Source organism: Brenneria populi (genome assembly GCF_036016195.1).
GTDB classification, from domain to species: Bacteria; Pseudomonadota; Gammaproteobacteria; order Enterobacterales; family Enterobacteriaceae; genus Brenneria; species Brenneria populi.
Map to the genome: position 1 here is coordinate 292,877 of NZ_JAYWTM010000004.1, position 24,441 is coordinate 317,317.

General features: G+C 55.1%; 26 protein-coding genes. 20 read left to right on the plus strand and 6 right to left on the minus strand.

Going from position 1 to position 24,441, the window contains the following annotated elements; genetic code table 11:
* The first annotated feature begins 2 nt into the window (after positions 1–2).
* A complete protein-coding gene (gene gltK / locus VSX58_RS06170) occupies positions 3–677 on the plus strand; it encodes a glutamate/aspartate ABC transporter permease GltK (RefSeq protein WP_327614747.1) in 675 nt (224 codons plus the stop codon).
* Positions 677–1,402, plus strand: coding sequence for an amino acid ABC transporter ATP-binding protein (locus VSX58_RS06175; RefSeq protein WP_327614748.1), 726 nt, complete (start codon positions 677–679; stop codon positions 1,400–1,402). The genes gltK and VSX58_RS06175 overlap by 1 nt, the downstream gene beginning before the upstream one ends.
* A gap of 262 nt (positions 1,403–1,664) precedes the next feature.
* On the opposite strand, the gene VSX58_RS06180 is transcribed toward VSX58_RS06175, so the two are convergent.
* Both VSX58_RS06180 and VSX58_RS06185 read right to left on the minus strand, forming a co-directional pair.
* On the minus strand, positions 1,665–3,521 hold the full coding sequence (locus VSX58_RS06180) for an EAL domain-containing protein (protein WP_327617330.1): 1,857 nt from the start codon (positions 3,519–3,521) through the stop codon (positions 1,665–1,667).
* Between the two features lie 381 nt (positions 3,522–3,902).
* Positions 3,903–4,385: a zinc ribbon-containing protein gene (locus tag VSX58_RS06185; protein ID WP_327617331.1), complete on the minus strand. Its 483-nt coding sequence runs from the start codon at positions 4,383–4,385 to the stop codon at positions 3,903–3,905.
* Between the two features lie 293 nt (positions 4,386–4,678).
* Between VSX58_RS06185 and leuS the strand changes: the two genes are divergently transcribed.
* The 13 genes from leuS (at position 4,679) to lipA (ending at position 18,543) form a co-directional block, all read left to right on the plus strand.
* Entirely contained in the window at positions 4,679–7,261 is a 2,583-nt protein-coding gene (gene leuS, locus VSX58_RS06190) for a leucine--tRNA ligase (protein WP_327617332.1), read from the plus strand.
* A 14-nt stretch (positions 7,262–7,275) separates the two neighbouring features.
* Positions 7,276–7,827: an LPS assembly lipoprotein LptE gene (gene lptE, locus VSX58_RS06195; protein ID WP_327617333.1), complete on the plus strand. Its 552-nt coding sequence runs from the start codon at positions 7,276–7,278 to the stop codon at positions 7,825–7,827.
* A complete protein-coding gene (gene holA, locus VSX58_RS06200) occupies positions 7,824–8,858 on the plus strand; it encodes a DNA polymerase III subunit delta (RefSeq protein WP_327617334.1) in 1,035 nt (344 codons plus the stop codon). Before lptE ends, holA begins: the two co-directional genes overlap by 4 nt.
* On the plus strand, positions 8,848–9,537 hold the full coding sequence (nadD, locus tag VSX58_RS06205) for a nicotinate-nucleotide adenylyltransferase (protein WP_327617335.1): 690 nt from the start codon (positions 8,848–8,850) through the stop codon (positions 9,535–9,537). The genes holA and nadD overlap by 11 nt, the downstream gene beginning before the upstream one ends.
* A gap of 322 nt (positions 9,538–9,859) precedes the next feature.
* Positions 9,860–10,177, plus strand: coding sequence for a ribosome silencing factor (rsfS, locus tag VSX58_RS06210; RefSeq protein ID WP_327617336.1), 318 nt, complete (start codon positions 9,860–9,862; stop codon positions 10,175–10,177).
* Between the two features lies 1 nt (position 10,178).
* Complete coding sequence (rlmH, locus tag VSX58_RS06215; protein WP_327614757.1) at positions 10,179–10,649, plus strand: 23S rRNA (pseudouridine(1915)-N(3))-methyltransferase RlmH; 471 nt, start codon at positions 10,179–10,181, stop codon at positions 10,647–10,649.
* Positions 10,650–10,684: 35 nt separating this feature from the next.
* The gene (gene mrdA / locus VSX58_RS06220) at positions 10,685–12,589 is read left to right on the plus strand and encodes a peptidoglycan DD-transpeptidase MrdA (RefSeq protein WP_327617337.1); all 1,905 of its coding nucleotides are present in this window, start codon (positions 10,685–10,687) and stop codon (positions 12,587–12,589) included.
* A gap of 9 nt (positions 12,590–12,598) precedes the next feature.
* Positions 12,599–13,711: a peptidoglycan glycosyltransferase MrdB gene (gene mrdB, locus VSX58_RS06225; RefSeq protein WP_327617338.1), complete on the plus strand. Its 1,113-nt coding sequence runs from the start codon at positions 12,599–12,601 to the stop codon at positions 13,709–13,711.
* Positions 13,712–13,724: 13 nt separating this feature from the next.
* Entirely contained in the window at positions 13,725–14,816 is a 1,092-nt protein-coding gene (rlpA, locus tag VSX58_RS06230) for an endolytic peptidoglycan transglycosylase RlpA (RefSeq protein WP_327617339.1), read from the plus strand.
* Positions 14,817–14,986: 170 nt separating this feature from the next.
* A complete protein-coding gene (gene dacA, locus VSX58_RS06235) occupies positions 14,987–16,198 on the plus strand; it encodes a D-alanyl-D-alanine carboxypeptidase DacA (RefSeq protein ID WP_327614761.1) in 1,212 nt (403 codons plus the stop codon).
* Between the two features lie 108 nt (positions 16,199–16,306).
* Positions 16,307–16,570, plus strand: a complete 264-nt coding sequence (gene ybeD / locus VSX58_RS06240) for a DUF493 family protein YbeD (protein WP_327614762.1) — start codon at positions 16,307–16,309, stop codon at positions 16,568–16,570.
* Positions 16,571–16,684: 114 nt separating this feature from the next.
* The gene (lipB, locus tag VSX58_RS06245; RefSeq protein WP_327617340.1) at positions 16,685–17,392 is read left to right on the plus strand and encodes a lipoyl(octanoyl) transferase LipB; all 708 of its coding nucleotides are present in this window, start codon (positions 16,685–16,687) and stop codon (positions 17,390–17,392) included.
* Between the two features lie 185 nt (positions 17,393–17,577).
* The gene (lipA, locus tag VSX58_RS06250) at positions 17,578–18,543 is read left to right on the plus strand and encodes a lipoyl synthase (protein ID WP_327614764.1); all 966 of its coding nucleotides are present in this window, start codon (positions 17,578–17,580) and stop codon (positions 18,541–18,543) included.
* 108 nt (positions 18,544–18,651) lie between these two features.
* Here the strand turns inward: lipA and tatE are convergent, their stop codons facing one another.
* Together tatE and cspE are read right to left on the minus strand one after the other, a co-directional pair.
* The gene (tatE, locus tag VSX58_RS06255; protein ID WP_327617341.1) at positions 18,652–18,858 is read right to left on the minus strand and encodes a twin-arginine translocase subunit TatE; all 207 of its coding nucleotides are present in this window, start codon (positions 18,856–18,858) and stop codon (positions 18,652–18,654) included.
* Between the two features lie 294 nt (positions 18,859–19,152).
* Positions 19,153–19,362, minus strand: a complete 210-nt coding sequence (cspE, locus tag VSX58_RS06260) for a transcription antiterminator/RNA stability regulator CspE (protein WP_009113827.1) — start codon at positions 19,360–19,362, stop codon at positions 19,153–19,155.
* Positions 19,363–19,589: 227 nt separating this feature from the next.
* Between cspE and VSX58_RS06265 the strand changes: the two genes are divergently transcribed.
* The gene (locus tag VSX58_RS06265) at positions 19,590–20,288 is read left to right on the plus strand and encodes an aspartate/glutamate racemase family protein (protein ID WP_327617342.1); all 699 of its coding nucleotides are present in this window, start codon (positions 19,590–19,592) and stop codon (positions 20,286–20,288) included.
* 170 nt (positions 20,289–20,458) lie between these two features.
* Here VSX58_RS06265 and ypfM read toward each other — a convergent pair whose 3' ends face one another.
* Positions 20,459–20,518 carry a protein YpfM gene (ypfM, locus tag VSX58_RS06270; protein ID WP_264089368.1) on the minus strand — a complete coding sequence of 20 codons (60 nt, stop codon included), beginning with the start codon at positions 20,516–20,518 and terminating at the stop codon, positions 20,459–20,461.
* 231 nt (positions 20,519–20,749) lie between these two features.
* On the opposite strand from ypfM, the gene VSX58_RS06275 reads away from it, so the two are divergent.
* From VSX58_RS06275 to VSX58_RS06290, 4 genes are read left to right on the plus strand one after another with little or no spacing between them, the layout of a single operon-like run.
* On the plus strand, positions 20,750–21,127 hold the full coding sequence (locus VSX58_RS06275) for an ArsC family reductase (RefSeq protein ID WP_327614767.1): 378 nt from the start codon (positions 20,750–20,752) through the stop codon (positions 21,125–21,127).
* Position 21,128: 1 nt separating this feature from the next.
* The gene (dapE, locus tag VSX58_RS06280; RefSeq protein ID WP_327617343.1) at positions 21,129–22,256 is read left to right on the plus strand and encodes a succinyl-diaminopimelate desuccinylase; all 1,128 of its coding nucleotides are present in this window, start codon (positions 21,129–21,131) and stop codon (positions 22,254–22,256) included.
* Positions 22,253–22,927, plus strand: coding sequence for a M15 family metallopeptidase (locus tag VSX58_RS06285; protein ID WP_327617344.1), 675 nt, complete (start codon positions 22,253–22,255; stop codon positions 22,925–22,927). The genes dapE and VSX58_RS06285 overlap by 4 nt, the downstream gene beginning before the upstream one ends.
* A gap of 2 nt (positions 22,928–22,929) precedes the next feature.
* Positions 22,930–23,121 (plus strand): YpfN family protein, encoded by a 192-nt coding sequence (locus VSX58_RS06290; RefSeq protein ID WP_327614770.1) that lies wholly within the window; start codon positions 22,930–22,932, stop codon positions 23,119–23,121.
* Positions 23,122–23,177: 56 nt separating this feature from the next.
* Here the strand turns inward: VSX58_RS06290 and VSX58_RS06295 are convergent, their stop codons facing one another.
* Complete coding sequence (locus VSX58_RS06295) at positions 23,178–24,080, minus strand: LysR family transcriptional regulator (RefSeq protein WP_327617345.1); 903 nt, start codon at positions 24,078–24,080, stop codon at positions 23,178–23,180.
* Between the last annotated feature and the right edge of the window lie 361 nt (positions 24,081–24,441).

A 24,441-nucleotide genomic window follows, 5' to 3' on the forward strand; every position in this document is an offset into this window, starting at 1 on the left:
CCATGTATGAATTTGACTGGAGTTCCATCGTGCCGAGCCTGCCCTACCTGCTGCAGGGCATGGTGGTCACGTTAAAAATCACGGTTACCGCGGTCGTCGTCGGCATTATCTGGGGAACCGTTCTGGCGGTGATGCGCCTCTCTTCGTTCAAGCCGATCAGCTGGTTCGCCAAGCTGTACGTTAACACGTTCCGCTCCGTGCCATTGGTTATGGTATTACTGTGGTTCTATCTGGTGGTGCCCAGCCTATTGCAAAACGTGCTTGGCCTGTCGCCGAAGACGGACATTCGGTTAATTTCGGCGATGGTTGCCTTTTCACTCTTTGAGGCCGCATATTATTCTGAAATTATCCGCGCCGGTATCCTCAGCGTGTCGCGCGGACAGTTATCGGCAGCGCTGGCGCTCGGTATGACGCACGGACAGTCGATGAAGCTGGTGATTCTGCCGCAGGCATTCCGCGCCATGGTGCCGTTGCTGCTGACCCAAGGCATCGTCCTGTTTCAGGATACGTCGCTGGTTTACGTACTCAGCCTGGCCGATTTCTTCCGTACCGCCTCCACCATCGGAGAACGTGATGGAACACAAATTGAAATGATCCTGTTTGCCGGATTTGTCTATTTTATTATCAGCATCAGCGCTTCAATGCTGGTCAGTTATCTGAAAAAAAGGACGGTTTGATGATTTTCCTGAAAAATATTTCTAAATGGTATGGCCAATTTCAGGTGCTAACCGACTGCTCCACGGAAGTGAAGAAAGGTGAAGTGGTCGTGGTTTGTGGCCCTTCCGGCTCCGGAAAGTCCACTTTAATCAAAACCGTTAATGGCCTGGAGCCTATCCAACAAGGCGAGATTGAAGTCAACGGCATCGTCGTTAATGACAAAAAAACCAATCTGGCCCAGCTGCGCTCAAAAGTAGGCATGGTATTCCAACACTTTGAGCTCTTTCCTCATTTGTCCATTATCGACAACCTGACGCTGGCGCAGGTAAAAGTGCTGAAGCGGAATCGTGAAGAGTCGAGAGACAAAGCGCAAAAGCTGCTGGAGCGCGTGGGTCTGGCGGCGCACGCCAACAAATATCCCGGGCAGCTTTCCGGCGGTCAGCAGCAGCGCGTAGCCATCGCCCGCGCGCTGTGCATGGATCCCATCGCCATGCTGTTCGACGAACCGACCTCGGCGCTTGATCCGGAAATGATCAACGAAGTGCTGGACGTGATGGTGGAGCTGGCCCAGGAAGGGATGACCATGATGGTCGTCACGCACGAAATGGGCTTTGCCCGCAAGGTTGCGCACCGCGTCATTTTTATGGATGAGGGAAAAATCATTGAAGATACGCCGAAAGACGATTTCTTCAATAATCCGCAGTCCGATCGCGCCAAAGATTTCTTGGCGAAAATCCTGCACTAATCCGCCTTCCATGCCGGCGGCCGCATAATGCGAGCTGCGTCGAAGGTGTAACCACATAACCCCCCAGTTGCTTACTTAAGTAGGCATCTGGGGATAAACAAAGACGGCAGCCGCGCCGGCGATGCGGCAAGCCGCGAACGCTATCGGGTATATCTGCGCCGGGGAATCCTCTCCGCATCCCGAACCGGCAATCATTCGGGAATGGCCCGGCAACGCTCTACGATGATTAATGAAATGCGATGGGAAGCATTCCGAGGCACCATTAGCCCCCCCAGCCCTCTGAAATCATTCTACAAAGCGTTTTGGCAGGCACCGCGCGCGAATAATAGAATCCTTGCACAACCGGACACCCGAGTTGTCTCAAGAAGGAGAGTTGCGCTTCCTCCTCTACCCCTTCTGCAACCACATTCAAATCCAGGTTTTCACCTACGCTAACTATCGCCGCTACCAGGGAACGGCTGCGGGCATCTTTATCAATTTTGCGAATAAACGCCCTGTCGATTTTAATTTCCGTCACCGGCAAGCAGACCAACCTAGACAGACTTGAAAAACCAGTACCAAAATCATCCACTGACAGCCCCACGCCCATCCCGCGAATACGCGTCATCACCGCCATCGTCAAGGGCGTCATGTCCATAATCATCCCCTCCGTGATCTCCAGCATCAGCGCGTTGCCCGGCAGTTGATACTTCTGCAACAGATTGCCAAGCACATCCGGTAATGATGAATCACGGAAATTGGCCGGAGAAAGGTTAACGGACACGACGGGAACGGCGATAGCGCCTTTGCGCCAGTCTGCCATCTGTCGGCAAGCCTCTTCCATTACCCACAGAGATAACGCCCCGATATCTCCGTTTTCCTCCGCCACGGCGATAAACCGCATAGGAGAAATCTCGCCCAGCGCCGGATCAGACCACCGGGCCAAGGCCTCCACGCCGGTCAGTCGCCCATCCATCGGATTAACCTGAGGCTGGTACTCAAGCCGGAGCCCTCCCTTTGCAATCGCGCACCGCAATGCGGTAGCAAGCATCAGCCGGTCACAAGCCATACGGTTCATTTCCGGGTCAAAGAAACGGTATCTTCCGCCCCCTTCCTCCCGGGCACGAGAGGCAGCATTACGGGCATTATTAAGTTCTTCATCAAACGAGACGTCTACCGTGCTGAAGGAACAGATCCCGACACTGGCTGACAGACTTACCGGCAACGACTCCACCACCACTGACTGCCGGATAACCTCAAGCATACCCTCCGCAACCCGGGTGGCGCTGTGAATATCACAGTCCTGCATCACTATAATGAAAGTATCGCTATCGCCACGCGCAAGGAACGCCCCCGCATCTAGATACCGATTGAGGCGGTTCGCCATTTCAATCAGGATACAGTCGCCAATGCGGTGTCCGAAAGACGTATTGATATCCCCGAAACGATCGAGCCTGACATAAAAAAGCGCCACATGACGAACCGGGGCATCAGCGACTACCAATCCGCCAAGGTATTCACGCAGGTTGTTGAGATTCGGCAGTCCCGTTAACGTGTCAAACTGTATGGCCTGGGTGAGAGCCATCCGCCCCTCTTCCAACTCTATTGCCAGCGTACACAAGTGCACGCTGGCTTCCGCAATGCGCTCCAGCCATGGGTCAGGCTCATGCGTCTGCCGGAAATAGAAAGCGAACGTTCCGGCCACGCTGCCATCCCGCCGCATCACCGGATAAGTCCAGCAAGAACGCAGGCCGTGTGGGATCATTACATGCCGATGAGGTTCCCAGAAGGGATGCGTTGCAATATCAGACACCATGACAGACGCCTTCCGGTACGCGGCCGTTCCGCAACTGGCGACCCCTTCGCCGATTTCCATGTCGGCAAAATGTTCGCCGTACTCCACCGGAAAATCCGGCGCGGCCCATGGGCACATCCGGTTGTCCGCAATCCGGCAGACAGAAACCAATACGCCCGGAGCCAGTCGCTGAATCCGATGACACATGTAATTTCCGGTGTCGCCGAAACTCATGCTGCTGGTCAGCGCGCTAAGCACATCACGCTGCATATCCCTGATCAGCCTCTCTTCCTCATCATGAAGAGAGTTCGGCGCCAGATATGCGGAAGAAGGTTTATGTTCCATATATCACCTCAGATTATTTTCATCCGTTTCGCAATGCCGCAGGCATTGGATAATAAAGCCTCAGCAATATCCACATGCATTTAAAGGGTAATTAACCGCATTAAGTTTAAAGTCTGTCGTAAATGCTTTGATTACCGGCTCACCGGTAAGATTCGGAAATAAGCATAACACCTAAATTCAGGCAGCAAAATTCACGGTTCCACTAACTGGCGTCGTTATCCGGAACTTTAATCAAATTATTTAACGCTATTCTTCCGTAAAAAATATTCCCGCAATTGAAGGTGGGCGCGATGTCGGCTTATCGCGATTTCTGACGACGGCATGGCGAGAAGGAGAGATCGGGAAAGCGGCGAGATAGGCGCTGGCACAGCGAACTCCGGCTTATGGCTGGAACGGCCGCCGATAAAACAAATTATGCGAACATTTCGGACAAAGCGGCAAAATTTCCGGCGTATAAAAAGCGATATGGTGATGGCAATTCTCACAGACCAGATCGCCCAGCCCCACAACGTCGCCGCTGTGATAAACCCCGTGCTGGCTGACGTCCTTAAAGATTTCGCGCCATTCCAGCTGCGTTTTATCGGTGATATCCGCCAGCTCCTGCCAGATACTCTCTTTAATCACCCGCATAAACACGCTGTCGGTGAACTCGTCGCGGTTTTCATCATAGCTGCGGGCAAACTCCGCCAAATCCCGCTGCACGGCCCGAATCACCTGTTCGCTCTCTTTTTGCGTAAGCCCGGAGCTTTGCTGCAGCGTCTCCCGGGCGCCTCGCACCATATCATTGATATCGCGCTCTCCCTTATCCAGCCGGGCCGTTATCGCAGCCATTAACTCGCGGTAATAGCGGGCAACTTTACTCATGCGTCCTCCTGAAAACACCGGTTGAATAAGATTACGCGGCTCTTGCGCGCCGGGATCCGGCAAACCGACAGATTTTCGACCTATCTTCCTCTATTTTAGACCATTTTCTTTCTAAAACCGGGATAACGGCGATATTTGCGCGATTTTCATTCGTTTTCACCTCACAGATTAGAAATATTCCCCAGCCGGATACAGAGTGTTGTTGCCTCAGCCGCTTATCAGCTATGCTATGCGGATCATTTATTCTGAATCAGAACACGCTATTCGTTGACTTAATAGGACACCTGGCAGCCATGCAAGAGCAATACCGCCCAGAAGAGATAGAAGCGCACGTCCAACTTCACTGGCAAAAGAAAAAAACATTCAAAGTGACCGAAGAGCCCGGCAAGGAAAAATATTACTGCCTTTCCATGCTGCCCTACCCTTCCGGCCGTCTACACATGGGACACGTTCGTAACTACACCATCGGCGACGTGATCTCTCGCTATCAGCGCATGCTGGGTAAAAACGTGCTGCAGCCGATCGGCTGGGATGCGTTCGGTCTGCCCGCCGAAGGCGCCGCCGTCAAAAACAACACGGCGCCCGCGCCCTGGACCTACGCCAATATCGAATATATGAAAAACCAGCTCAAACTGCTGGGTTTTGGCTACGACTGGGATCGTGAAGTCGCCACCTGCAAACCCGATTACTATCGCTGGGAGCAGTGGTTCTTCACCAAGCTGTACGAGAAAGGCCTGGTTTACAAGAAAACCTCCGCGGTGAACTGGTGCCCGAACGATCAGACCGTGCTGGCCAACGAACAGGTGATTGACGGCTGCTGCTGGCGCTGCGATAGCAAAGTCGAACGGAAAGAAATTCCGCAGTGGTTTATCAAAATTACCGACTACGCCGATCAGCTGCTGAACGATCTGGACAAGCTGGAAAGCTGGCCGGAACAGGTTAAAACCATGCAGCGCAACTGGATTGGCCGTTCGGAAGGCGTCGAAATCACCTTTGACGTGGCCGGCAGCCAGGAAAAGCTCAGCGTCTATACCACCCGTCCGGACACCTTCATGGGCGTGACCTACGTCGCCGTCGCCGCGGGACACCCCCTGTCGATACAGGCCGCGGCCGATAACCCGGCGCTGGCCGCTTTTATTGATGAATGCCGCAATACCAAAGTCGCCGAAGCCGACATGGCGACCATGGAGAAGAAAGGCATGGCCACCGGCCTGTATGCCATTCATCCGCTGAACGGCGAAAAAGTGGCGATCTGGGTCGCCAACTTCGTACTGATGGATTACGGCACCGGCGCGGTGATGGCGGTGCCGGGCCACGATCAGCGCGACTGGGAGTTCGCCACGAAATACGGGCTGACCATCAAGTCGGTTATTCTGGACAGCGACGGCGGCGAGCCCGATCTATCCGCCCAGGCGATGACGGAAAAAGGCCGGCTGTTTAACTCCGGCGAATTCGACGGCCTGGACTTTGACGCCGCCTTTAACGCCATCGCCGACAAACTGGTGGCGCTGGGTATTGGCGAGCGCAAGGTCAACTACCGCCTGCGCGACTGGGGCGTATCCCGTCAGCGCTACTGGGGCGCGCCCATTCCGATGGTGACGTTGGAAGACGGCACCGTCATTCCGACGCCGGAAGATCAACTGCCGGTGATCCTGCCGGAAGATGTGGTGATGGACGGCATCACCAGCCCGCTGAAAGCCAATCCCGAGTGGGCGAAGACCACCGTGAACGGTCAGCCGGCGCTGCGTGAAACGGATACCTTCGACACCTTTATGGAGTCCTCCTGGTACTACGCGCGCTATACCTGCCCGCAGTACGACGAAGGGATGCTGGATCCGGCCGCGGCCAACTACTGGCTGCCGGTCGATCAGTATGTGGGGGGGATCGAACACGCCATCATGCACCTGATGTATTTCCGCTTCTTCCACAAGCTGATGCGCGACGCGGGCCTGGTGACGTCCGACGAACCCGCCAAACGTCTGCTGTGCCAGGGCATGGTGCTGGCGGACGCTTTCTATTATGTCGGCAATAACGGCGAACGCGTTTGGGTTTCTCCGACGGACGTCGCCATTGAGCGCGATGATAAAGGCCGCATCGTCAAGGCCGTCGATAAAGCGGGCCGCGAGGTGATCTATGCGGGCATGAGCAAGATGTCGAAGTCGAAAAACAACGGCATCGACCCGCAGGTGATGGTGGAAAAATATGGCGCCGATACCGTTCGCCTGTTTATGATGTTCGCTTCGCCGGCGGAGATGACGCTGGAGTGGCAGGAGTCCGGCGTCGAAGGCGCCAACCGCTTCCTGAAACGCGTCTGGAAGCAGGTTTTCGACCATACGGAGAAAGGCCCGGTTCAGGCGCTGGATCTCGCGGCCTTAACCGACGATCGGAAATCGCTGCGTCGCGATCTGCATAAAACGATCGCCAAGGTCACCGATGATATCGGCCGCCGTCAGACCTTCAACACCGCCATCGCCGCCATTATGGAGCTGATGAACAAACTGGCCAAAGCGCCGCAGGAGAGTGAACAGGATCGCGCCCTGACTCAGGAAGCGCTGCTGGCCGTGGTGCGCATGCTCTATCCGTTCACGCCGCACGTTTGCTTTGTGCTGTGGCAGGCGCTGCAGGGAGAAGGCGATATCGACACCGCGCCGTGGCCGGTAGCGGATGAGCAGGCGATGGTGGAAGAGAGCAAACTGGTGGTGATTCAGGTTAACGGCAAGGTTCGCGGTAGAATCACCGTCCCCGCCGACGCCACGCAGGATCAGGTACGCGAGCGTGCGGCCCAGGAGCCGCTGGTAGCGAAGTATCTGGACGGCGTCGCCGTGCGTAAAGTGATTTATGTCCCTGGCAAACTGCTTAACCTGGTTGTGGGTTAAGGCGAGGAGGATCTGTGCGACATCGTCTGTTTACGTTGTTGCTGGGGCTGGCGGTGCTTATCACCGCCGGCTGCGGTTTCCATCTGCGCGGCACCACGCAAGTGCCTGCGCAGCTACAAAAGCTGGCGCTCGACAGCAGCGATCCCTATGGCCCGCTGACGCGCGCCGTGCGTGAACAATTGCGCGCCAATGACGTGGAAATCGTTGCCGACGCCGCGCGGCAGGACATCCCCTCGCTGCGGATCCTGAGCTCAACGGAGTCGAAAGATACCGTCTCTATTTTCCAGGACGGGAAAACCGCCGAATACCAAATGGTCCTGACGCTGAAAGCGCAGGTGTTGATACCGGGCGACAATATTTATCCCCTCAACGTTACGGTATTCCGCACGTTCTTTGACAACCCGTTGGCCGCGCTGGCGAAAGACGCCGAACAGGATATTATCCGCCAGGAAATGCGCGACCAGGCGGCGGCGCGGCTGGTGCGCAATCTGCTAACGGTTAAAGGCGGCAAGGAAGTGAAAAACCGCCGGCAAAGTTCGCCAAGCGCCGCTCCCCCGCGTTCATGATCCGCCTTTACCCGGAACAACTCGCCGCGCAGCTCCAGGAGGGGCTGCGCGCCTGTTATCTCATCTGCGGCAACGACCCCCTTTTGCTACAGGAAAGCCTGGACGCCATTCGGCGGGCAGCCCAACAGCAGGCATTCAGCGAACATTTTAGCTTCACGCTGGATATGCATACCGACTGGGACGCCGTCTTCAGCACCTGCCGATCCCTCAGCCTGTTTGCCGCCCGGCAGACGCTATTGCTGATCCTGCCTGACAACGGCCCGAATGCGGCAATGACGGAAAATCTGGTCAAGCTGTCCGGCTTACTGCATCAGGATATTTTACTGATACTGCGCGGCAATAGGCTGACCAAGGCCCAGGAAAACAGCGCCTGGTTCAAAGCGCTGTCGCAAAACGGCGCTTACGTCAGCTGCCAGACCCCGGAACAGGCGCAGCTGCCGCGCTGGGTCGCCCAGCGCGCCAAAGCCATGAAGCTGGAGCTGGACGAACCCGCAAGCCAGCTTATCTGTTACTGTTATGAAGGGAACCTGCTGGCGCTGGCGCAGGCGCTGGAACGCCTGTCGCTGCTTTATCCTGACGGCAGGCTCACGCTGCCGCGCGTGGAGCAGGCGGTCAACGATTCGGCGCATTTCACGCCGTATCACTGGCTTGACGCGCTACTGGCCGGCAAAAGCAAACGCGCCTGGCATATTTTGCATCAGCTCAGACAGGAAGAGTGCGAACCCGTCATCCTGCTGCGGACGATACAGCGCGAACTGCTGCTGCTGCTGACGTTGAAACGCCAGATGGCGGCGGCGCCGCTGCGCTCGCTGTTCGATCGGCATAAGGTCTGGCAGAATCGCCGGGATCTGTTGACTCAGGCGCTGCAACGGCTGACGATGCCGCAGTTGCAGCAGGCCATCGGCCTGTTGTCCAAACTGGAAATTGTCCTGAAACAGAACTACGGTCAGTCTGTCTGGCCTGAGTTGGAAACCCTTTCCATGATTTTGTGCGGCAAAGATCTGCCTGAGAGCCTGTTAGATGTTAACTAGTTCGACCACGCGCGCCGAGATAATCGAACCGACCGAGCCCGACGCCCTAACGGCGTTTTTCGGCGGAACCTTTGATCCGATCCATTACGGACACCTGCACCCCGTTAGCGCGCTGGCGCATATCGTTGGATTACGCCAGGTGGTTTTACTGCCGAACAACGTGCCGCCCCACCGCCCGCAGCCTGAAGCCAGCCCGCGGCAGCGGCAGCGAATGGTCGAACTGGCGGTCGCCGGCGATCCGCTGTTTAGCGTGGACGATCGCGAGCTGCGGCGCCAGCGGCCGTCATACTCGATAGACACGCTGGAAACGCTGCGCGCGGAGTTCGGAGATGCCAGGCCGCTGGCGTTTATCATTGGACAGGATTCATTACTGACGCTGTATCAATGGCACCGCTGGCAAGATATTCTCAATGTCTGCCATCTGCTGGTTTGCGCCCGCCCGGGCTATCGTTCGGAGATGGAGACGCCTGCGCTGCAGCAATGGCTGGAGGATCATCTCACGCCGGATCCGCGCGCCCTGCACCGGCAAACGCACGGTTTGATCTTTTTAGCCGATACGCCGTTGGTTACTATTTCAGCGACGGAAATACGCGAGCGGCGGCAGCGGCATCTCAGCTGCGACGATTTAGCGCCCCCGGCCGTGCTGCGTTATATCGACGAGCATCATCTCTACCGGTGACGCGCCCGTCGGGCCTTATACCACTCGCCGGCGGCGCTGTGATATACTCCGCCGCTGGTTTCAATAACAGGGAAAAACCGATAATCTCGGCAATTAGGCCGCGAAAAGCGGTATTCCCACAGCAAGTTATAGCCAAAATAATTCGAGTTGCAGGACAAAAACGCCAAGGCGTTTTTTGAACAGCGCTTGCGGCGGCCCCAACGGGGCGAGCTCCATGGAGGGAGCGAGTAACAAAGCCAACGCGCCTGCAGCTTGAAGTATGAAGGGTATAGCATAATGAGCGCCCATCCGTCGCGGATGGATAACCACCGAGGGGGAACCATTGCAAAGTCAGGCTCTGCAAGATTTCGTTATTGATAAGATCGACGATTTAAAAGGTCAGGATATCGTTGCACTGAACGTGCAGGGTAAATCCAGCATCACGGACTATATGATTATCTGTACCGGCACCTCCACCCGCCATGTGGCGTCCATCGCCGACCATGTGGTGCAGGCGTCGCGCGCCGCCGGGCTGATCCCGTTCGGCGTGGAAGGCGAAAATGTCGCGGACTGGGTCGTCGTCGACCTGGGCGACGTGATGGTCCACGTTATGCAGGAAGAGAGCCGCCAATTATACGAACTGGAAAAGCTTTGGGGCTAGCATGAGACTGCAACTGGTCGCCGTCGGCACCAAAATGCCGGACTGGGTACAGACGGGTTTTACCGACTACCTGCGCCGCTTTCCCAAAGATATGCCGTTCGAACTGACGGAAATTCCGGCGGGTAAGCGGGGCAAAAACGCCGATATCAAACGCATTCTGGAGCGCGAAGGCGAGCAAATGCTGGCGGCCGTGGGCAAAGGCAACCGTATCGTTACGCTGGACATTCCCGGAACGCCATGGGAGACCCCGCAGCTGGCCCGGCAGTTGGAACGCTGGAAGCAGGACGGCCGGGATGTCAGCCTGTTAATCGGCGGCCCCGAAGGGTTGGCGCCCGAGTGCAAGGCGGCGGCGGAACAAAGCTGGTCGCTCTCGCCGTTAACGCTGCCTCATCCGCTGGTGCGCGTACTGGTGGCGGAGAGCCTGTATCGGGCCTGGAGCATCACCACGAATCATCCTTACCATCGGGAGTAAGGCGATATGACGACACTGGTGAAATAAAGCGCTGGATGAAAATAGAACGCAAACCCTTTCGTGATTATACGGCTGAGTCCGCCCTATTCGTGCGTCGCGCCCTCGTGGCGTTTTTCGGCGTTTTGCTGCTTTCCGGCGTATTGATCGCTAATCTCTATCATCTGCAAATTTTACGCGTCGATGACTACCGCACGCGCTCCAACGAAAACCGCATCAAGCTGGTGCCCATCGCGCCCAGCCGAGGCATTATCTACGACCGCAACGGCATTCCGCTGGCGTTGAACCGGACGATCTATCAGCTGGAGCTGGTGCCGGAAAAAGTGGATAACCTAAAGGAGACGCTGAACGCCTTAAGGCCGATCGTCAACCTGAGCGATGACGATCTGGAAAATTTTGAAAAAGAGCGCAAGCGTTCGCGACGTTTTACCTCCATCCCGGTGAAAACCAATCTGGACGAAGTGCAGGTCGCCACCTTCGCCGTCAACCAATACCGCTTTCCCGGCGTGGAAATAAAAGGCTACCAGCGGCGCTACTATCCCTACGGCTCGGCGCTCACCCACGTTATCGGCTATGTCTCCAAAATCAACGACAAAGACATTGAAAGGCTGAACAAAGAAGAGCGGCTCGCCGATTACGCCGCGACCCACGATATCGGCAAGCTGGGTATCGAACGCCATTATGAAGATTTGCTGCACGGCAAACCCGGCTATGAAGAGGTCGAGGTCAACAACCGCGGCCGGGTGATCCGCCAGCTCCACGAACAGCCGCCGCAGGCGGGGAAAGATATCTATCTGACCCTCGATCTCAATCTGCAAATCTATATCGAGAAACTGCTGGAAGGCAGCCGCGCTGCAGTCATCGTCACCGACCCGCGCGACGGCGGAATCCGGGCGATGGTCTCCACCCCCAGCTATGATCCGAACCTGTTCGTAGACGGCATATCCAGCAAGGATTATAACCAGCTGCGTAACGATCCCGACCGCCCGCTGATCAACCGGGCCACCCAGGGCGTTTATCCGCCGGCGTCCACGGTCAAGCCCTATATCGCGGTTTCGGCCTTAAGCTCCGGGGTGATTACCACCAACACCAGTCTGTTCGATCCCGGCTGGTGGCAGTTGCCGGGGTCGGAAAAACGCTTCCGCGATTGGAAAAAATGGGGACATGGCCGGCTTAATCTCACCAAATCATTGGAAGAGTCCGCCGATACCTTTTTCTATCAGGTCGCCTATGACATGGGGATCGACCGCCTGGCCGAATGGATGAACAAATTTGGCTACGGCGAAAAAACCGGCATCGATATTTCGGAAGAGAGCGCCGGCAATATGCCCACGCGCGAATGGAAACTCAAGCGCTTTAAGAAGCCCTGGTATCAGGGCGATACCATCCCGGTCGGCATCGGACAGGGCTATTGGACGGCCACGCCGATACAGATGAACAAGGCGCTGACCACGCTGATTAACGACGGGCAGATAAAAACGCCGCATCTGCTGTACAGCACCAGAGAAAATGGGGCGATAGTGCCATACCGTCAGCCGGAACAGCGGCAGATCGGCGATATCCATTCCGGCTTCTGGGAGATCGCCAAAGACGGCATGTACGGCGTGGCCAACCGTCCTAACGGCACGGCCCGTAAAAGTTTCGATAGCGCGCCTTACAAGATCGCGGCGAAATCGGGCACCGCGCAGGTCTTCGGCCTGAAAGAAAATGAGACCTACAACGCGCACAAGATCGCCGAACACCTGCGCGACCATAAGCTGATGGTGGCTTTCGCCCCCTATAACAAACCGGAGGTGGCGATGTCGATCATTCTGGAAAACGGCGGCGCGGGCCCGGCGGTCGGCACCATCACCCGCCAGATTCTTGACCATATTCTGCTGGGCGATAACAATACAGACTTGCCGACGGCGCCGCCTGCGCCGCCGGGCAGCGAGAGCGAGTAACCGACATCCATGACCGATAGCCAACAAAAAGGCTCGATCTGGACGAAAATCCATATCGACCTTCCTTTTCTTCTCTGCATCCTGGCGCTGCTGGGCTATAGCCTATTTGTCATGTGGAGCGCCAGCGGTCAGGACGTCGACATGATGGAGCGGAAAATCGTGCAGATCGTGCTGGGATTGATCGTTATGGCGATCATGGCGCAAATTCCTCCGCGCGTTTATGAAGGATGGGCGCCTTACCTGTATGTGATCTGCGTTATCCTGCTGATGATGGTCGATATCTTTGGCCAGATCAGTAAAGGCGCCCAGCGCTGGCTCGACCTGGGCGTGGTGCGTTTCCAGCCTTCGGAGATCGCCAAGATCGCCGTTCCGCTGATGGTGGCGCGGTTTATCAACCGCGATATGTGCCCGCCATCGCTGAAAAATACCGGCATCGCCCTGGTGATTATCTTTACGCCGACGCTGCTGGTCGCGGCGCAGCCGGATCTGGGCACCTCGATTCTGATTGCGGCGTCCGGGCTGTTCGTTCTTTTTCTCGCCGGGATGAGTTGGCGCCTGATCGGCATCGCGCTGCTGCTGCTGGCGGCCTTTATCCCGATCCTGTGGTTCTTCCTGATGCATGACTATCAGCAGGCCCGGGTCATGATGCTGCTCGATCCGGAAAGCGATCCGCTGGGAGCCGGCTATCATATTATTCAGTCGAAGATCGCCATCGGCTCGGGCGGGCTTTCCGGCAAAGGCTGGCTGCACGGCACGCAATCCCAGTTGGAGTTTCTGCCGGAACGCCATACCGACTTTATCTTCGCGGTGCTGGCGGAGGAGCTAGGATTAATCGGCGTACTGATCCTATTGGCGATGTATCTGTTTTTGATTATGCGCGGTTTGGTGATTGCCGCTAACGCGCAGACATCGTTCGGCCGGGTGATGGTCGGCGGGCTGATGCTGATTCTGTTCGTTTATGTTTTCGTCAATATCGGGATGGTCAGTGGTATCCTACCGGTTGTTGGCGTACCTTTACCGCTGGTCAGCTACGGCGGTTCGGCGCTTGTCGTCCTAATGGCGGGATTCGGTATCATTATGTCGATACATACTCACCGCAAAATGCTATCCAAAAACTTATAAACCGAGGTGAGCAATGCGTAAGGATTGGCTTTGGATCGGCGTCTTGAGTCTGACGCTTTCGGCCTGTACCGTCACGGAACAGCAATCGCCCCAGCCCGTCGGCAACGTTTACAACGGGCCGGTAGAGGAGATCGGCGGCGCCGAGCCGCGCTATGAACCCTATAATCCGGGAACCTTGCAGGACTACACCCTCAAAGGTAAAACCTATACGATTGTAAAAAATCCGCAGAACTTCAGCGAAACCGGTCTGGCAGCCTGGTATGGCGAAGAGGCCAGCGGTAATCGCACGTCCATCGGCGAGCTGTTTGATCCCAACGCCTTAACCGCCGCGCACCCCACGCTGCCGCTGCCCAGCTACGTTCGCGTCACTAACCTCAGCAACGGCCGCCGTCTGGTGGTCAGAGTGAACGATCGCGGCCCCTATACGCCGGGCAGGATTATCGACCTGTCGAAAGCGGCGGGCGACCGGCTGAACATCTCCAACAATACCAAGGTCAAGGTTGACTTTATCAATGTCGCGCCGGACGGCACGCTCTCCGGTCCGGGCACTGTCGGCACCAGCGTAGCCAAGCAGAGCTTCGCCCTGCCGGGCCGTCCCAGCCTGGGCGCAAGCGGACTCGGCACGCCCACGATGGAAAGCGCCGCCGCGCCGGCGGTCGCCGCCTCCCCTATCGACAACAGCGCGCTGAGTGCGCCGGAGGATGAGGGTGCGCCGCAGGCGGCCTCATCCTCCCATAGCGGCGGCTTCCTGGGGACGCCTTCCGCACTGCCTGCCGGCGTGCTGGAAACCACGTCGACGACGACGCCGTCGAGCGCGGAAACCGCGGTTTCCGCCGCGCCGGAGCGGGCGGCCGACGCCACGGAGAGCGGCGGACGCTACGTCGTTCAGGTCGGCGCGCTGAGCGACCGGCAGCGGGCGCAGACCTGGCTAAGCAGCCTCAGCGCCCGGTTTCACGTAACGGGCGATGTCACCGCCAGCGGCGGACTCTATCGCGTGCAATTGGGGCCGTTCCAAAATCGTCAGCAAGCGGCTGAACTTCAACAACGTTTGTCAGTCGAAGCACGGCAGCAGTCCTTTATTACTGCCGCGCCCGGTTCGCTCTAACGGAAGAGCATACTAGCGCCTGAGAGCGGCGGCGAAGAGACGCGACGGCAGTAAACACCGCGTCTCTTTCGCAAAATCACGTAACGTAATGCCTGGTGCCCGCCTATTTCTCATCTGCTATAGTGTGGCTCGTTTTTTAACTTATACCCACGGATGTTGTTGTTCCAATCATGAATACTGTAAACACGTCTCGTTTTATTAAACGTACTGCGCTTGGCGCTCTGCTCGCCGTTAGCGTATCCTCCTTTGCTCATGCCGATGACGTCAATGTCACGACGATGATCCCCGGCGTTCCGCAAATCGATGCGGAATCATACATTCTGATTGATTACAACTCCGGGAAAGTACTGGCGGAAATGAATGCCGACGCCCGCCGCGATCCGGCCAGTTTGACCAAGATGATGACCAGTTATGTCATCGGTCAGGCGATAAAGTCAGGAAAAATCACCCCGAACGATATCGTTACCATCAATAAAGACGCCTGGGCTACCGGTAATCCCGTATTCCAGGGATCGTCGCTGATGTTCCTGAAGCCCGGCGATCGCGTTTCCGTCGCCCAGCTTAACCGCGGCATCATCCTGCAATCCGGCAATGACGCCTGCGTCGCGATGGCTGACTATGTCGCCGGCAGCCAGGATGCCTTCGTCAACCTGATGAACGGCTATGTCAAAGCGCTAGGTCTGCAAAATACCAACTTCGGCACCGTACACGGCCTGGATGCCGCCGGCCAGTTTAGCTCCGCCCGGGATATGGCATTGATCGGGCAAGCGCTGATCCGCGACGTTCCGGAAGAGTACGCGACCTATAAAGAAAAAGAGTTCACCTTCAACAACATCCGTCAAACCAACCGCAACGGGCTGCTGTGGGATACCAGCCTGAATGTGGACGGCATAAAAACCGGGCACACTTCATCGGCCGGTTATAACCTGGTCGCCTCGGCAACAGAAGGTCAGATGCGATTGATTTCGGCCGTGCTCGGCGGACGAACCTTTAAAGGGCGCGAAACCGAGAGTAAAAAGCTGCTGACCTGGGGATTCCGTTTCTTTGAAACCGTGGCGCCGCTGAAAGCGGGCAAAGAGTTCGCTTCAGAGCCGGTCTGGTTTGGCGACAACGACCGCGTTGCCCTGGGAGTGGAAAAAGACGTTTATCTGACGATTCCCCGCGGCCGGATGAAAGATCTGAAGGCCAGCTATGTGCTGACCAACACCGAACTACACGCGCCTCTCGGCAAAAATCAGGTCGTCGGCTCCATCAACTTCCAGTTGGACGGCAAAACCATCGACCAGCGTCCGCTGGTGGTAATGAATGAAGTCAAAGAGGGCGGTATCTTCAGCCGCCTGATCGACTACATCAAACTGATGTTCCACCACTGGTTCGGCTGATCCCGCTTGTAAAGCGGCAAATCATCCCCATATTTAAGAAATCATTAACTCCCGCCCTTCCGGCGGGAGTTATACTTTATATCATCCCAACGTCACACTGGAGCGCAGATGAAAACAAAATTAAATGAACTGCTCGAATTCCCCTGCCCGTTCACCTACAAGGTTATGGGGCTCGCCAAACCCGAGCTGGTCGATCTGGTCGTCGAAGTCGTACAGCGTCATGCCCCCGGCGATTACACGCCGCAGATAAAACCCAGCAGTAAGGGTAATTATCACTCCGTTTCAATTACCATTAACGCAACGCATATCGAACAGGTGGAAACCTTGTATGAAGAGCTGGGTAACATTGAAATCGTACGGATGGTGCTGTAACGCGCTTGCGGCGGACGCTCCGGCGCGCAATCTCAACGGCGGGAAAACATGCGCAATACTGTTCGCAGCCCCCTCCCGCCGCTATAATCTCCCCAACCCTTCCTTCACCTGAAGATGATAAGTTTGCTACAGGATAAGATTATCGTACGCCAACTAGGCGTACAGCCTTATGAACCCGTTTCGCGAGCGATGCATGAGTTCACCGATCTGCGGGACGATCGCACGTTGGATGAAATCTGGTTGGTTCAACACCTCCCGGTATTCACTCAGGGACAGGCCGGCAAAGCCGAGCATCTCTTAACGCCCGGCGATATCCCGGTGATACAGAGCGACCGCGGCGGTCAGGTGACCTACCACGGCCCGGGCCAGCAGGTTATGTACGTCCTGGTTGATTTAAAACGGCGCAAGCTGGGGGTTCGGCAATTAGTCACCGCCATTGAAAACACGGTGATAAACACGCTGGCCCATTTTCAGATTGCCGCCCGCGCCCGCGCGGATGCGCCAGGCGTTTATATCGGCGAACGTAAAATCTGCTCATTGGGATTGCGTATCCGCCGAGGCTGCTCTTTTCACGGGCTGGCGTTGAACATTGCGATGGATCTGGCGCCCTTCCAGCGCATCAATCCCTGCGGCTATGCCGGAATGGAGATGACGCAGATAAGCGACTACGTCCCTGGCGTCACGCCGCAAGATATCGCTCCCGTCTTGATCCGGTCGTTTCAGCAGCTATTGGATTACCCGCAGTATGAGCTGATAGACTGGGACTTGGCTGAACATGGTGCGCCGACGCCGTCGCATCAGGCCGCCGTCGATGTAAAATAACCGGATGACAATCACATTTTATTTACATACTTTCTTCATTTTGCTGGGGCAATAGCTGAACGTTGCCGGTTAAAGATGATATAATTTTTAGAGTTTTTTAAAAAAAATTTTAACGAAACGTATAATCATTTGAATTTTATTAACAAATTCAAAAAGAACGATTCAGAACTGGAACTGACGCAAACATGAGTAAACCGATTCAGATCGAACGCGGCGTAAAATACCGCGATGCCGATAAAATGGCGCTAATCCCGGTGCGAACTGTTGTGACTGAACGCCAGGAAATGTTACGCAAGCCTGAATGGATGAGAATCAAGCTCCCGGCGGATTCCAGCCGCATCCAGGGCATCAAAGCCGCGATGCGTAAAAATGGATTGCACTCGGTTTGCGAAGAAGCTTCCTGCCCCAATCTGGCGGAATGTTTCAACCACGGAACCGCCACCTTTATGATTTTGGGCGCCATCTGCACCCGCCGCTGCCCGTTCTGCGACGTCGCCCATGGCCGACCGCTTACGCCGGATGCCAACGAGCCGGAAAAGCTGGCTCAGACCATCCACGATATGGGACTGCGCTATGTCGTTATCACCTCGGTCGACCGCGATGACCTGCGCGACGGCGGCGCGCAGCATTTTGCCGACTGCATCAGCGCCATTCGCCGTAAGAATCCGCAAATACGTATCGAAACGCTGGTTCCAGACTTCCGTGGACGGATGGATCGGGCGTTGGATATTCTGACGGTGACGCCGCCCGACGTTTTCAACCATAACCTGGAAAACGTGCCGCGCATCTATCGTCAGGTTCGCCCGGGCGCCAACTATGAATGGTCGCTCAAGCTGCTGGAAAACTTCAAAAACGCACATCCGGATATCCCAACCAAATCCGGGCTGATGGTCGGGCTGGGTGAAACCAACGCCGAGATCGTGGAAGTTATGCGCGATCTGCGCCGCCATGGCGTCACCATGCTGACGCTGGGGCAATACCTGCAGCCGAGTCGCCATCACCTGCCGGTACGGCGCTACGTCAGCCCTGAAGAGTTTGATGAAATGAAAGCCGAAGCCATGGCGATGGGCTTTACCCACGCGGCCTGCGGCCCCTTCGTGCGCTCGTCCTATCATGCCGATTTGCAGGCTAAAGGCATCGAAGTGAAATAAGCCGGAAAGGTAAGGCGTAGAATCAGATTTTTACATTAAATTACATTTTACGCAGCGGGAAGCATAAACGGACGGCGAACGCCGTCCGTTTTCGTTGATATCGCCGGATTACGATTTTTTATGCTGCGTATCATTTAAGGCCGCGGGTTCGTCTGACGCTGCGCTATTAGCGGACTGATCGTCATTCATCGCCTTTTTGAAGCCTTTGATTGCGGCGCCAAGATCGCCCCCAAGACTGCGTAACTTATTGGTTCCGAACAGTAAAATAATTAATGCACCGATGACCAATAGCTTAGCGATACTGATACCTTCCATACTTACCTACCTGATTACAGATGCTGGATAAGCCAGCGAACGGATAATATTGCTTCTATTTAAAACCTTACGGGCGGCAAAACAATCGCCTTCTGTAACAAAGTAAGACGTCTGCGTCCCCTTTGACTTTATTACCGGGAAACAGGCTAGCGCCAATGAGACGGGGAAACTGAGCGCAGCAGCGGATTATCGGCATAAAAATGCCGGCGCGGCGGTTCGAAGAGGGGTTGGCGGCGCAATAAGCGCCATAAAAAAAACCCGCCATAAGGCGGGTTTTTCAAGAAATCGGTATAATTAAATAGCGATAACGTTAGCAGCAGATGGACCTTTCGCACCGCTGGTGATTTCAAACTCTACACGCTGACCTTCAGCCAGAGTTTTGAAACCGTTGCTCTGGATGGCAGAGAAGTGTACGAATACGTCTTTGCTACCATCTTCTGGAGTAATGAAACCGAATCCTTTGGACTCATTAAACCACTTAACGCTACCTTTAATCTTAGACATCAAACTTACCTTTAACATGAATGAAAGACACAAAATCTGTGTCGCGTACAGTACAGCAATAGATTGCCCGTTTGTCCAGCTGAAGATGGATAAAAAGTGATAAAAGTCGCGAAAAAAGCGCATTGAAAGGATGCGCAGGTGAATTTTGACCAGATTAATATACTGGTCTGGTACGTTGGTCGTTAACCATCACTTTTTATGGTATCAATCAGGCAGAGGAAACCACGATGAAAACGCTGGGGCTTATTGGGGGAATGAATTGGGAATCGACCATCCCTTACTACCGCACGATTAATGAATATGTCAAAAACCGGCTCGGCGGACTGCACTCCGCCAAAATTATTTTGCACAGCGTCGATTTCCACGACATAGAGCAGTTGCAGGCGCAAGGTGATTGGCGACGGGCGGCGCAGGTATTATCCGATATCGCAATCGGATTAGGCAACGCGGGGGCGCAGGCCATCGTTATCTGTACCAATACCATGCATAAAGTGGCGGACGCCGTCGAGGACGCCAGCCGGCTTCCCCTTTTACACATTGCCGACGCCGCCGGTGAAAATATCTTTCGTCGCGGAATGAAGAAGGTCGGTCTGCTGGGAACCCGCTACACCATGGAGCAGGATTTTTACCGGCAGAGAATTTATCAACGCTACGGCATAACGGTTATCACCCCGGAGCCGGCCGCAAGGGAGTTGGTGAATCGCGTGATTTACCAAGAGCTGTGCCAGGGGAAAATCGATGCGCGCTCGCGTCAGTCATACCGCGAGATCATCCGACGGCTTGTAGAGCAAGGCGCCGAAGGCATTATTCTCGGTTGCACGGAAATACCGCTGCTGTTGAGCGCCGATGACGCCAGTGTTCCTCTTTTCGACACCAGTGTTTTACACGCAACCGCCGTGGCGAAATACGCTTTATCTGAAAAATAACAATAAGTTATATAAAAAATATGCATTTTTAGGCGGCGATTAATAATAGCCTCTTTTAATCACTCAGGTTTCCTCATTTAGGCTAAAAAATAAAGCAGCATTGGTTCTCAATGCTGCTTTTTCATTCGATCTTATTCCCGGTATGCAACGACAGGTGCGAACTTTAATTATTATTTGCGTAACATGGCTTCAATAAAATCTTTCCAATTACCCACTTCGACTTCGATCATACTAACCTCATGGTAATAAACCGCGCATAGTATACGCACATTTTTTAGCCAGATAAATAGTTCTCAAAGTACAAAAAGCGTACTCCGCCACATTTTCACACCGCCGTTCACGGTGGATCTCGCCGTTTTTTTTCGGCATGCTGGGCGATGACGGCGTCAGGCTCGCGCGCCCATGCCGAGCCGTTCAACGCCTATCACGTAACTTTTGCATCTGAAAGGACATTACGCCCCATGACGCTCACCATGTACGGTATCAAAAACTGCGATACCATTAAAAAAGCCCGCCGCTGGTTAGAAGAGCAACAGATTGATTACCGTTTTCATGACTATCGCGCCGACGGTCTGGACCAACCGCTCCTTCAGCATTTAATCGCTTTGGCCGGCTGGCGGCCATTAATCAACACGCGCGGCACCACCTGGCGTAAACTAAGCGCTGAACAGCGCAGCGCCATCGATAGCAATACCGCCGACGCTGAAACAGCGGCTATCGCATTGATGCTTGAACAACCAGCGCTAATCAAGCGGCCGCTGTTAGTCACCGACCATGGAAAAGCGCTGCTTGGCTTCAGCGCGGACGGCTATCAAGAATTTATTGCGGAGAACAAATAACGTGTCTTGTCCGGTTATCGAACTAGCCCAACAGTTAATTAAACGCCCGTCACTCAGTCCCAACGATGAAGGCTGCCAGCAATTAATGACCGAACGTCTGCAGGCCATCGGCTTCACCATTGAAGAGATCAATTTCGGCGATACCCAGAATTTCTGGGCATGGCGCGGCACGGGGAGAACGCTGGCGTTCGCCGGGCATACCGACGTGGTGCCAAGCGGCGACGAAAGCCGCTGGCAGCATCCGCCTTTTGAGCCGACGATCCGCGACGGTATGTTATACGGCCGCGGCGCGGCGGATATGAAAGGCTCGCTGGCGGCGATGGTGGTCGCCGCCGAGCGTTTCGTCGCCGCCAACCCGGACCATCAGGGCCGTCTGGCTTTCCTCATCACCTCCGATGAAGAAGCCAGCGCGCTAGACGGCACGGTCAAGGTCGTTGAAACGCTGATGGCGCGCAATGAGCGGCTCGACTACTGCCTGGTGGGCGAGCCATCAAGCACCGCGGTGGTGGGCGACGTGGTGAAAAACGGCCGCCGCGGCTCTATCACCGCCAATCTGCGGGTGCATGGCGTTCAGGGGCACGTCGCCTATCCGCATCTGGCGGATAATCCGGTACACCGGGCTATGCCGGCGCTCAAAGAGCTGGTGGAAACCGAATGGGATCGGGGCAATGCGTTTTTCCCGCCGACCAGCATGCAAATCGCCAATATTCAGGCCGGCACCGGCAGCAATAACGTCATCCCCGGCGAGCTGTTCGTCCAGTTTAATTTCCGTTTCAGCACCGAGCTGACGGATGAAATGATTAAACAGCGCGTGGCGGAACGGCTCGACCGTCATCAGCTAAACTATACCCTTGACTGGACTCTCTCCGGCCAGCCGTTTCTGACCGCGCGGGGCGAACTGGTCGATGCCGTGGTGAACGCGGTACGGCACTACAACGAAGTCACGCCGCAGTTGCTTACCAACGGCGGCACATCCGACGGACGCTTTATCGCCCGCATGGGGGCTCAGGTTGTGGAGCTGGGGCCGGTCAACGCCACCATCCATAAGGTGGATGAGTGCGTCAGCGCCGCGGACTTGCAACTGCTGAGTCGTATGTATCAGCGCATTATGGAGCAATTGATCGCATGATTACTCATGCCATGATAACCGGGAAAAGCGATAGCCATTTGGTCGCGCTCAGCGGTCATCATCGTCTTCAGCCTGAAGCGGTTACCGCCTTTCAGGCGCTACAGCGAGCGGCGGAGGAGAACGGGTTTAATCTGCGACCCGCCAGCACGTTTCGTGATTTTCATCGCCAGCGATTAATCTGGAATGGCAAATTCCGGGGAGAACGTCCGGTGACGGGCCAGGATGGCCAGCCGCTGGATGTCGCGCCGCTTACCGACGGCGAACGCTGCGAGGCGATTTTACGCTGGTCGGCGATGCCGGGAGGCAGCCGCCACCACTGGGGCAGCGATCTCGACGTTTACGACCCTAGCCTGCTGCCGGAGGGGCGGCGGCTACAGCTGGAGCCCTGGGAATATGAGCCAGGCGGCTACTTCGCCCCGCTTAACGACTGGCTGAGCGAACACATGCATCAATACGGCTTTTACCGCCCTTATGCGCACGATCTCGGCGGCGTCGCCGCGGAGCCCTGGCATATCAGCTACTACCCATTAGCCCGGCATGCGGAAAAACAGCTCACCTCCGATATGATTCTAGCGGCCTGGCAAGGCGAAGATATCGCGGGCTATGACTGGCTATGCGAACACCTGCCGCAGCTGTTCACCCGTTTTATACACAACGTCGACGGAGCGTAATCATGACATGGCTGGCTGACTACTGGTGGATAATCCTGATTATCCTGATCGGTATGTTGATAAACGGCATTAAGGCGTTGCGTAACGTCGATCATAAGCGCTTTCTGATGAACAAACCCAAGCTGCCCCCGCATCGTGACAACAACGATAAATGGGATAATGAAGATGATGACTGGCCGCAGAAAAAGCCGTGAAATAGCGTCATCTGCCCGCCGGCACCTCCGGGATGGAGAGGCGGTTTAGCGCCTTTTTATCCCGAATCGGGAACAAAACTCTCCGCTCTGGCCTGGAGAAAGTCATAGAACTCTTTGGCGCAGACGGAAAGCTGCCGCGCTTTATCGGTCACCAGATAAATCCCCCGCTTTAGCGACAGATCCCTGAAAGGGATAATCGCGATATCTTTGTGCTGGAACTGAAACAGCGTCAGGCTGGTCACGATGCTGACGCCGTAATTGGCCGCCACCAGCCCCATCATGGTTGTCAACTGACGCACCTCCAGCACGTACTTAAACCCATACGGCTCCATCAGGCGATCGGTATATTGCCGGATGCTGGTTCCCTGGCAAAACCCGACGAAGGCATGTTCGGCCACCTCGGCGACATCCACCGTACTCTGCCTGGCCAGCGGATGATTGCGATGGCAGATGAGATAAAAATTATCCGCGAACAGCATGCGGGAGCTGAAGGTGCCGGGCGACGGTTGCCCGGCGGTCAACGCAAGATCCGCCCGCCCGTCCAGTACGGCCTTCAAACAGCGGTCCCATTGCGTATCCAGCAGTTCGACCTTAATCTTGGGGTAATCATGATGATACTGCGTCAGCACTTGGGGCAGCCACTCCACGGCCATTGACGGCAGCACGGCCAATACGATTTTCCCTTTATAGCCCGTCGCATAAGATTTAATTTCGACGACGGCGTCGTCATGGGTCTGAATCAAACGTCGGGCGATATCGATGAAATGAATGCCGTCCGCATTCAGCTGAACCTTACGCGTATCCCGATCAAATAACCGATAGCCGACTTCCTCTTCCAGGCTGGCAATTAATGCGCTAAATGCCGGCTGTGAAAGATTTATTTTCTGCGCCGCTCGCGTGAAATTATCGGTTTCCGTTAACGCGATAAACGCTCTCAGCTGTTTTATGGATAAATTCATAACGACCTTGAATATAGAAATAAAAAAGAGTGTCATTTAAACAAAAGCCAAACTCAACAGAAAACAACAGTCTTGCTTGGTTTTTATGATCCATGCCTCAATTATTTATTCTTTTTATCCCCATCTATTTTATAAGGTAAAAGACACATTCCAACCGCCATCACAATAGAAAAAAATAAAAAACATTACAATGAAAACAATTACCATTAAAAACATAAAGTTATAAACAAATAGAGCAGATCAAATAAATTTATTTGTTCAGCAAATAAAATAAATTCATCTGGTTTATGAATAAAACCATTGTGATTACCAGTTAGCATCACTACCCGCACAGTGATAAAAATAGCGCAGACAAAAATCA

Coding starts and splice junctions, on each gene's coding strand:
- VSX58_RS06180 (WP_327617330.1), bottom strand. CDS start 3,521: ATGGAACATAAACCTTCTTCCGCATATCTGGCGCCGAACTCTCTTCAT.
- rlpA (WP_327617339.1), top strand. CDS start 13,725: ATGCGTAAGGATTGGCTTTGGATCGGCGTCTTGAGTCTGACGCTTTCG.
- tatE (WP_327617341.1), bottom strand. CDS start 18,858: ATGGAAGGTATCAGTATCGCTAAGCTATTGGTCATCGGTGCATTAATT.
- nadD (WP_327617335.1), top strand. CDS start 8,848: ATGTTAACTAGTTCGACCACGCGCGCCGAGATAATCGAACCGACCGAG.
- lipB (WP_327617340.1), top strand. CDS start 16,685: ATGATAAGTTTGCTACAGGATAAGATTATCGTACGCCAACTAGGCGTA.
- VSX58_RS06265 (WP_327617342.1), top strand. CDS start 19,590: ATGAAAACGCTGGGGCTTATTGGGGGAATGAATTGGGAATCGACCATC.
- dacA (WP_327614761.1), top strand. CDS start 14,987: ATGAATACTGTAAACACGTCTCGTTTTATTAAACGTACTGCGCTTGGC.
- gltK (WP_327614747.1), top strand. CDS start 3: ATGTATGAATTTGACTGGAGTTCCATCGTGCCGAGCCTGCCCTACCTG.
- VSX58_RS06285 (WP_327617344.1), top strand. CDS start 22,253: ATGATTACTCATGCCATGATAACCGGGAAAAGCGATAGCCATTTGGTC.
- VSX58_RS06275 (WP_327614767.1), top strand. CDS start 20,750: ATGACGCTCACCATGTACGGTATCAAAAACTGCGATACCATTAAAAAA.
- cspE (WP_009113827.1), bottom strand. CDS start 19,362: ATGTCTAAGATTAAAGGTAGCGTTAAGTGGTTTAATGAGTCCAAAGGA.
- VSX58_RS06295 (WP_327617345.1), bottom strand. CDS start 24,080: ATGAATTTATCCATAAAACAGCTGAGAGCGTTTATCGCGTTAACGGAA.
- mrdB (WP_327617338.1), top strand. CDS start 12,599: ATGACCGATAGCCAACAAAAAGGCTCGATCTGGACGAAAATCCATATC.
- lipA (WP_327614764.1), top strand. CDS start 17,578: ATGAGTAAACCGATTCAGATCGAACGCGGCGTAAAATACCGCGATGCC.
- mrdA (WP_327617337.1), top strand. CDS start 10,685: ATGAAAATAGAACGCAAACCCTTTCGTGATTATACGGCTGAGTCCGCC.
- VSX58_RS06185 (WP_327617331.1), bottom strand. CDS start 4,385: ATGAGTAAAGTTGCCCGCTATTACCGCGAGTTAATGGCTGCGATAACG.
- rlmH (WP_327614757.1), top strand. CDS start 10,179: ATGAGACTGCAACTGGTCGCCGTCGGCACCAAAATGCCGGACTGGGTA.
- holA (WP_327617334.1), top strand. CDS start 7,824: ATGATCCGCCTTTACCCGGAACAACTCGCCGCGCAGCTCCAGGAGGGG.
- leuS (WP_327617332.1), top strand. CDS start 4,679: ATGCAAGAGCAATACCGCCCAGAAGAGATAGAAGCGCACGTCCAACTT.
- VSX58_RS06290 (WP_327614770.1), top strand. CDS start 22,930: ATGACATGGCTGGCTGACTACTGGTGGATAATCCTGATTATCCTGATC.
- ybeD (WP_327614762.1), top strand. CDS start 16,307: ATGAAAACAAAATTAAATGAACTGCTCGAATTCCCCTGCCCGTTCACC.
- VSX58_RS06175 (WP_327614748.1), top strand. CDS start 677: ATGATTTTCCTGAAAAATATTTCTAAATGGTATGGCCAATTTCAGGTG.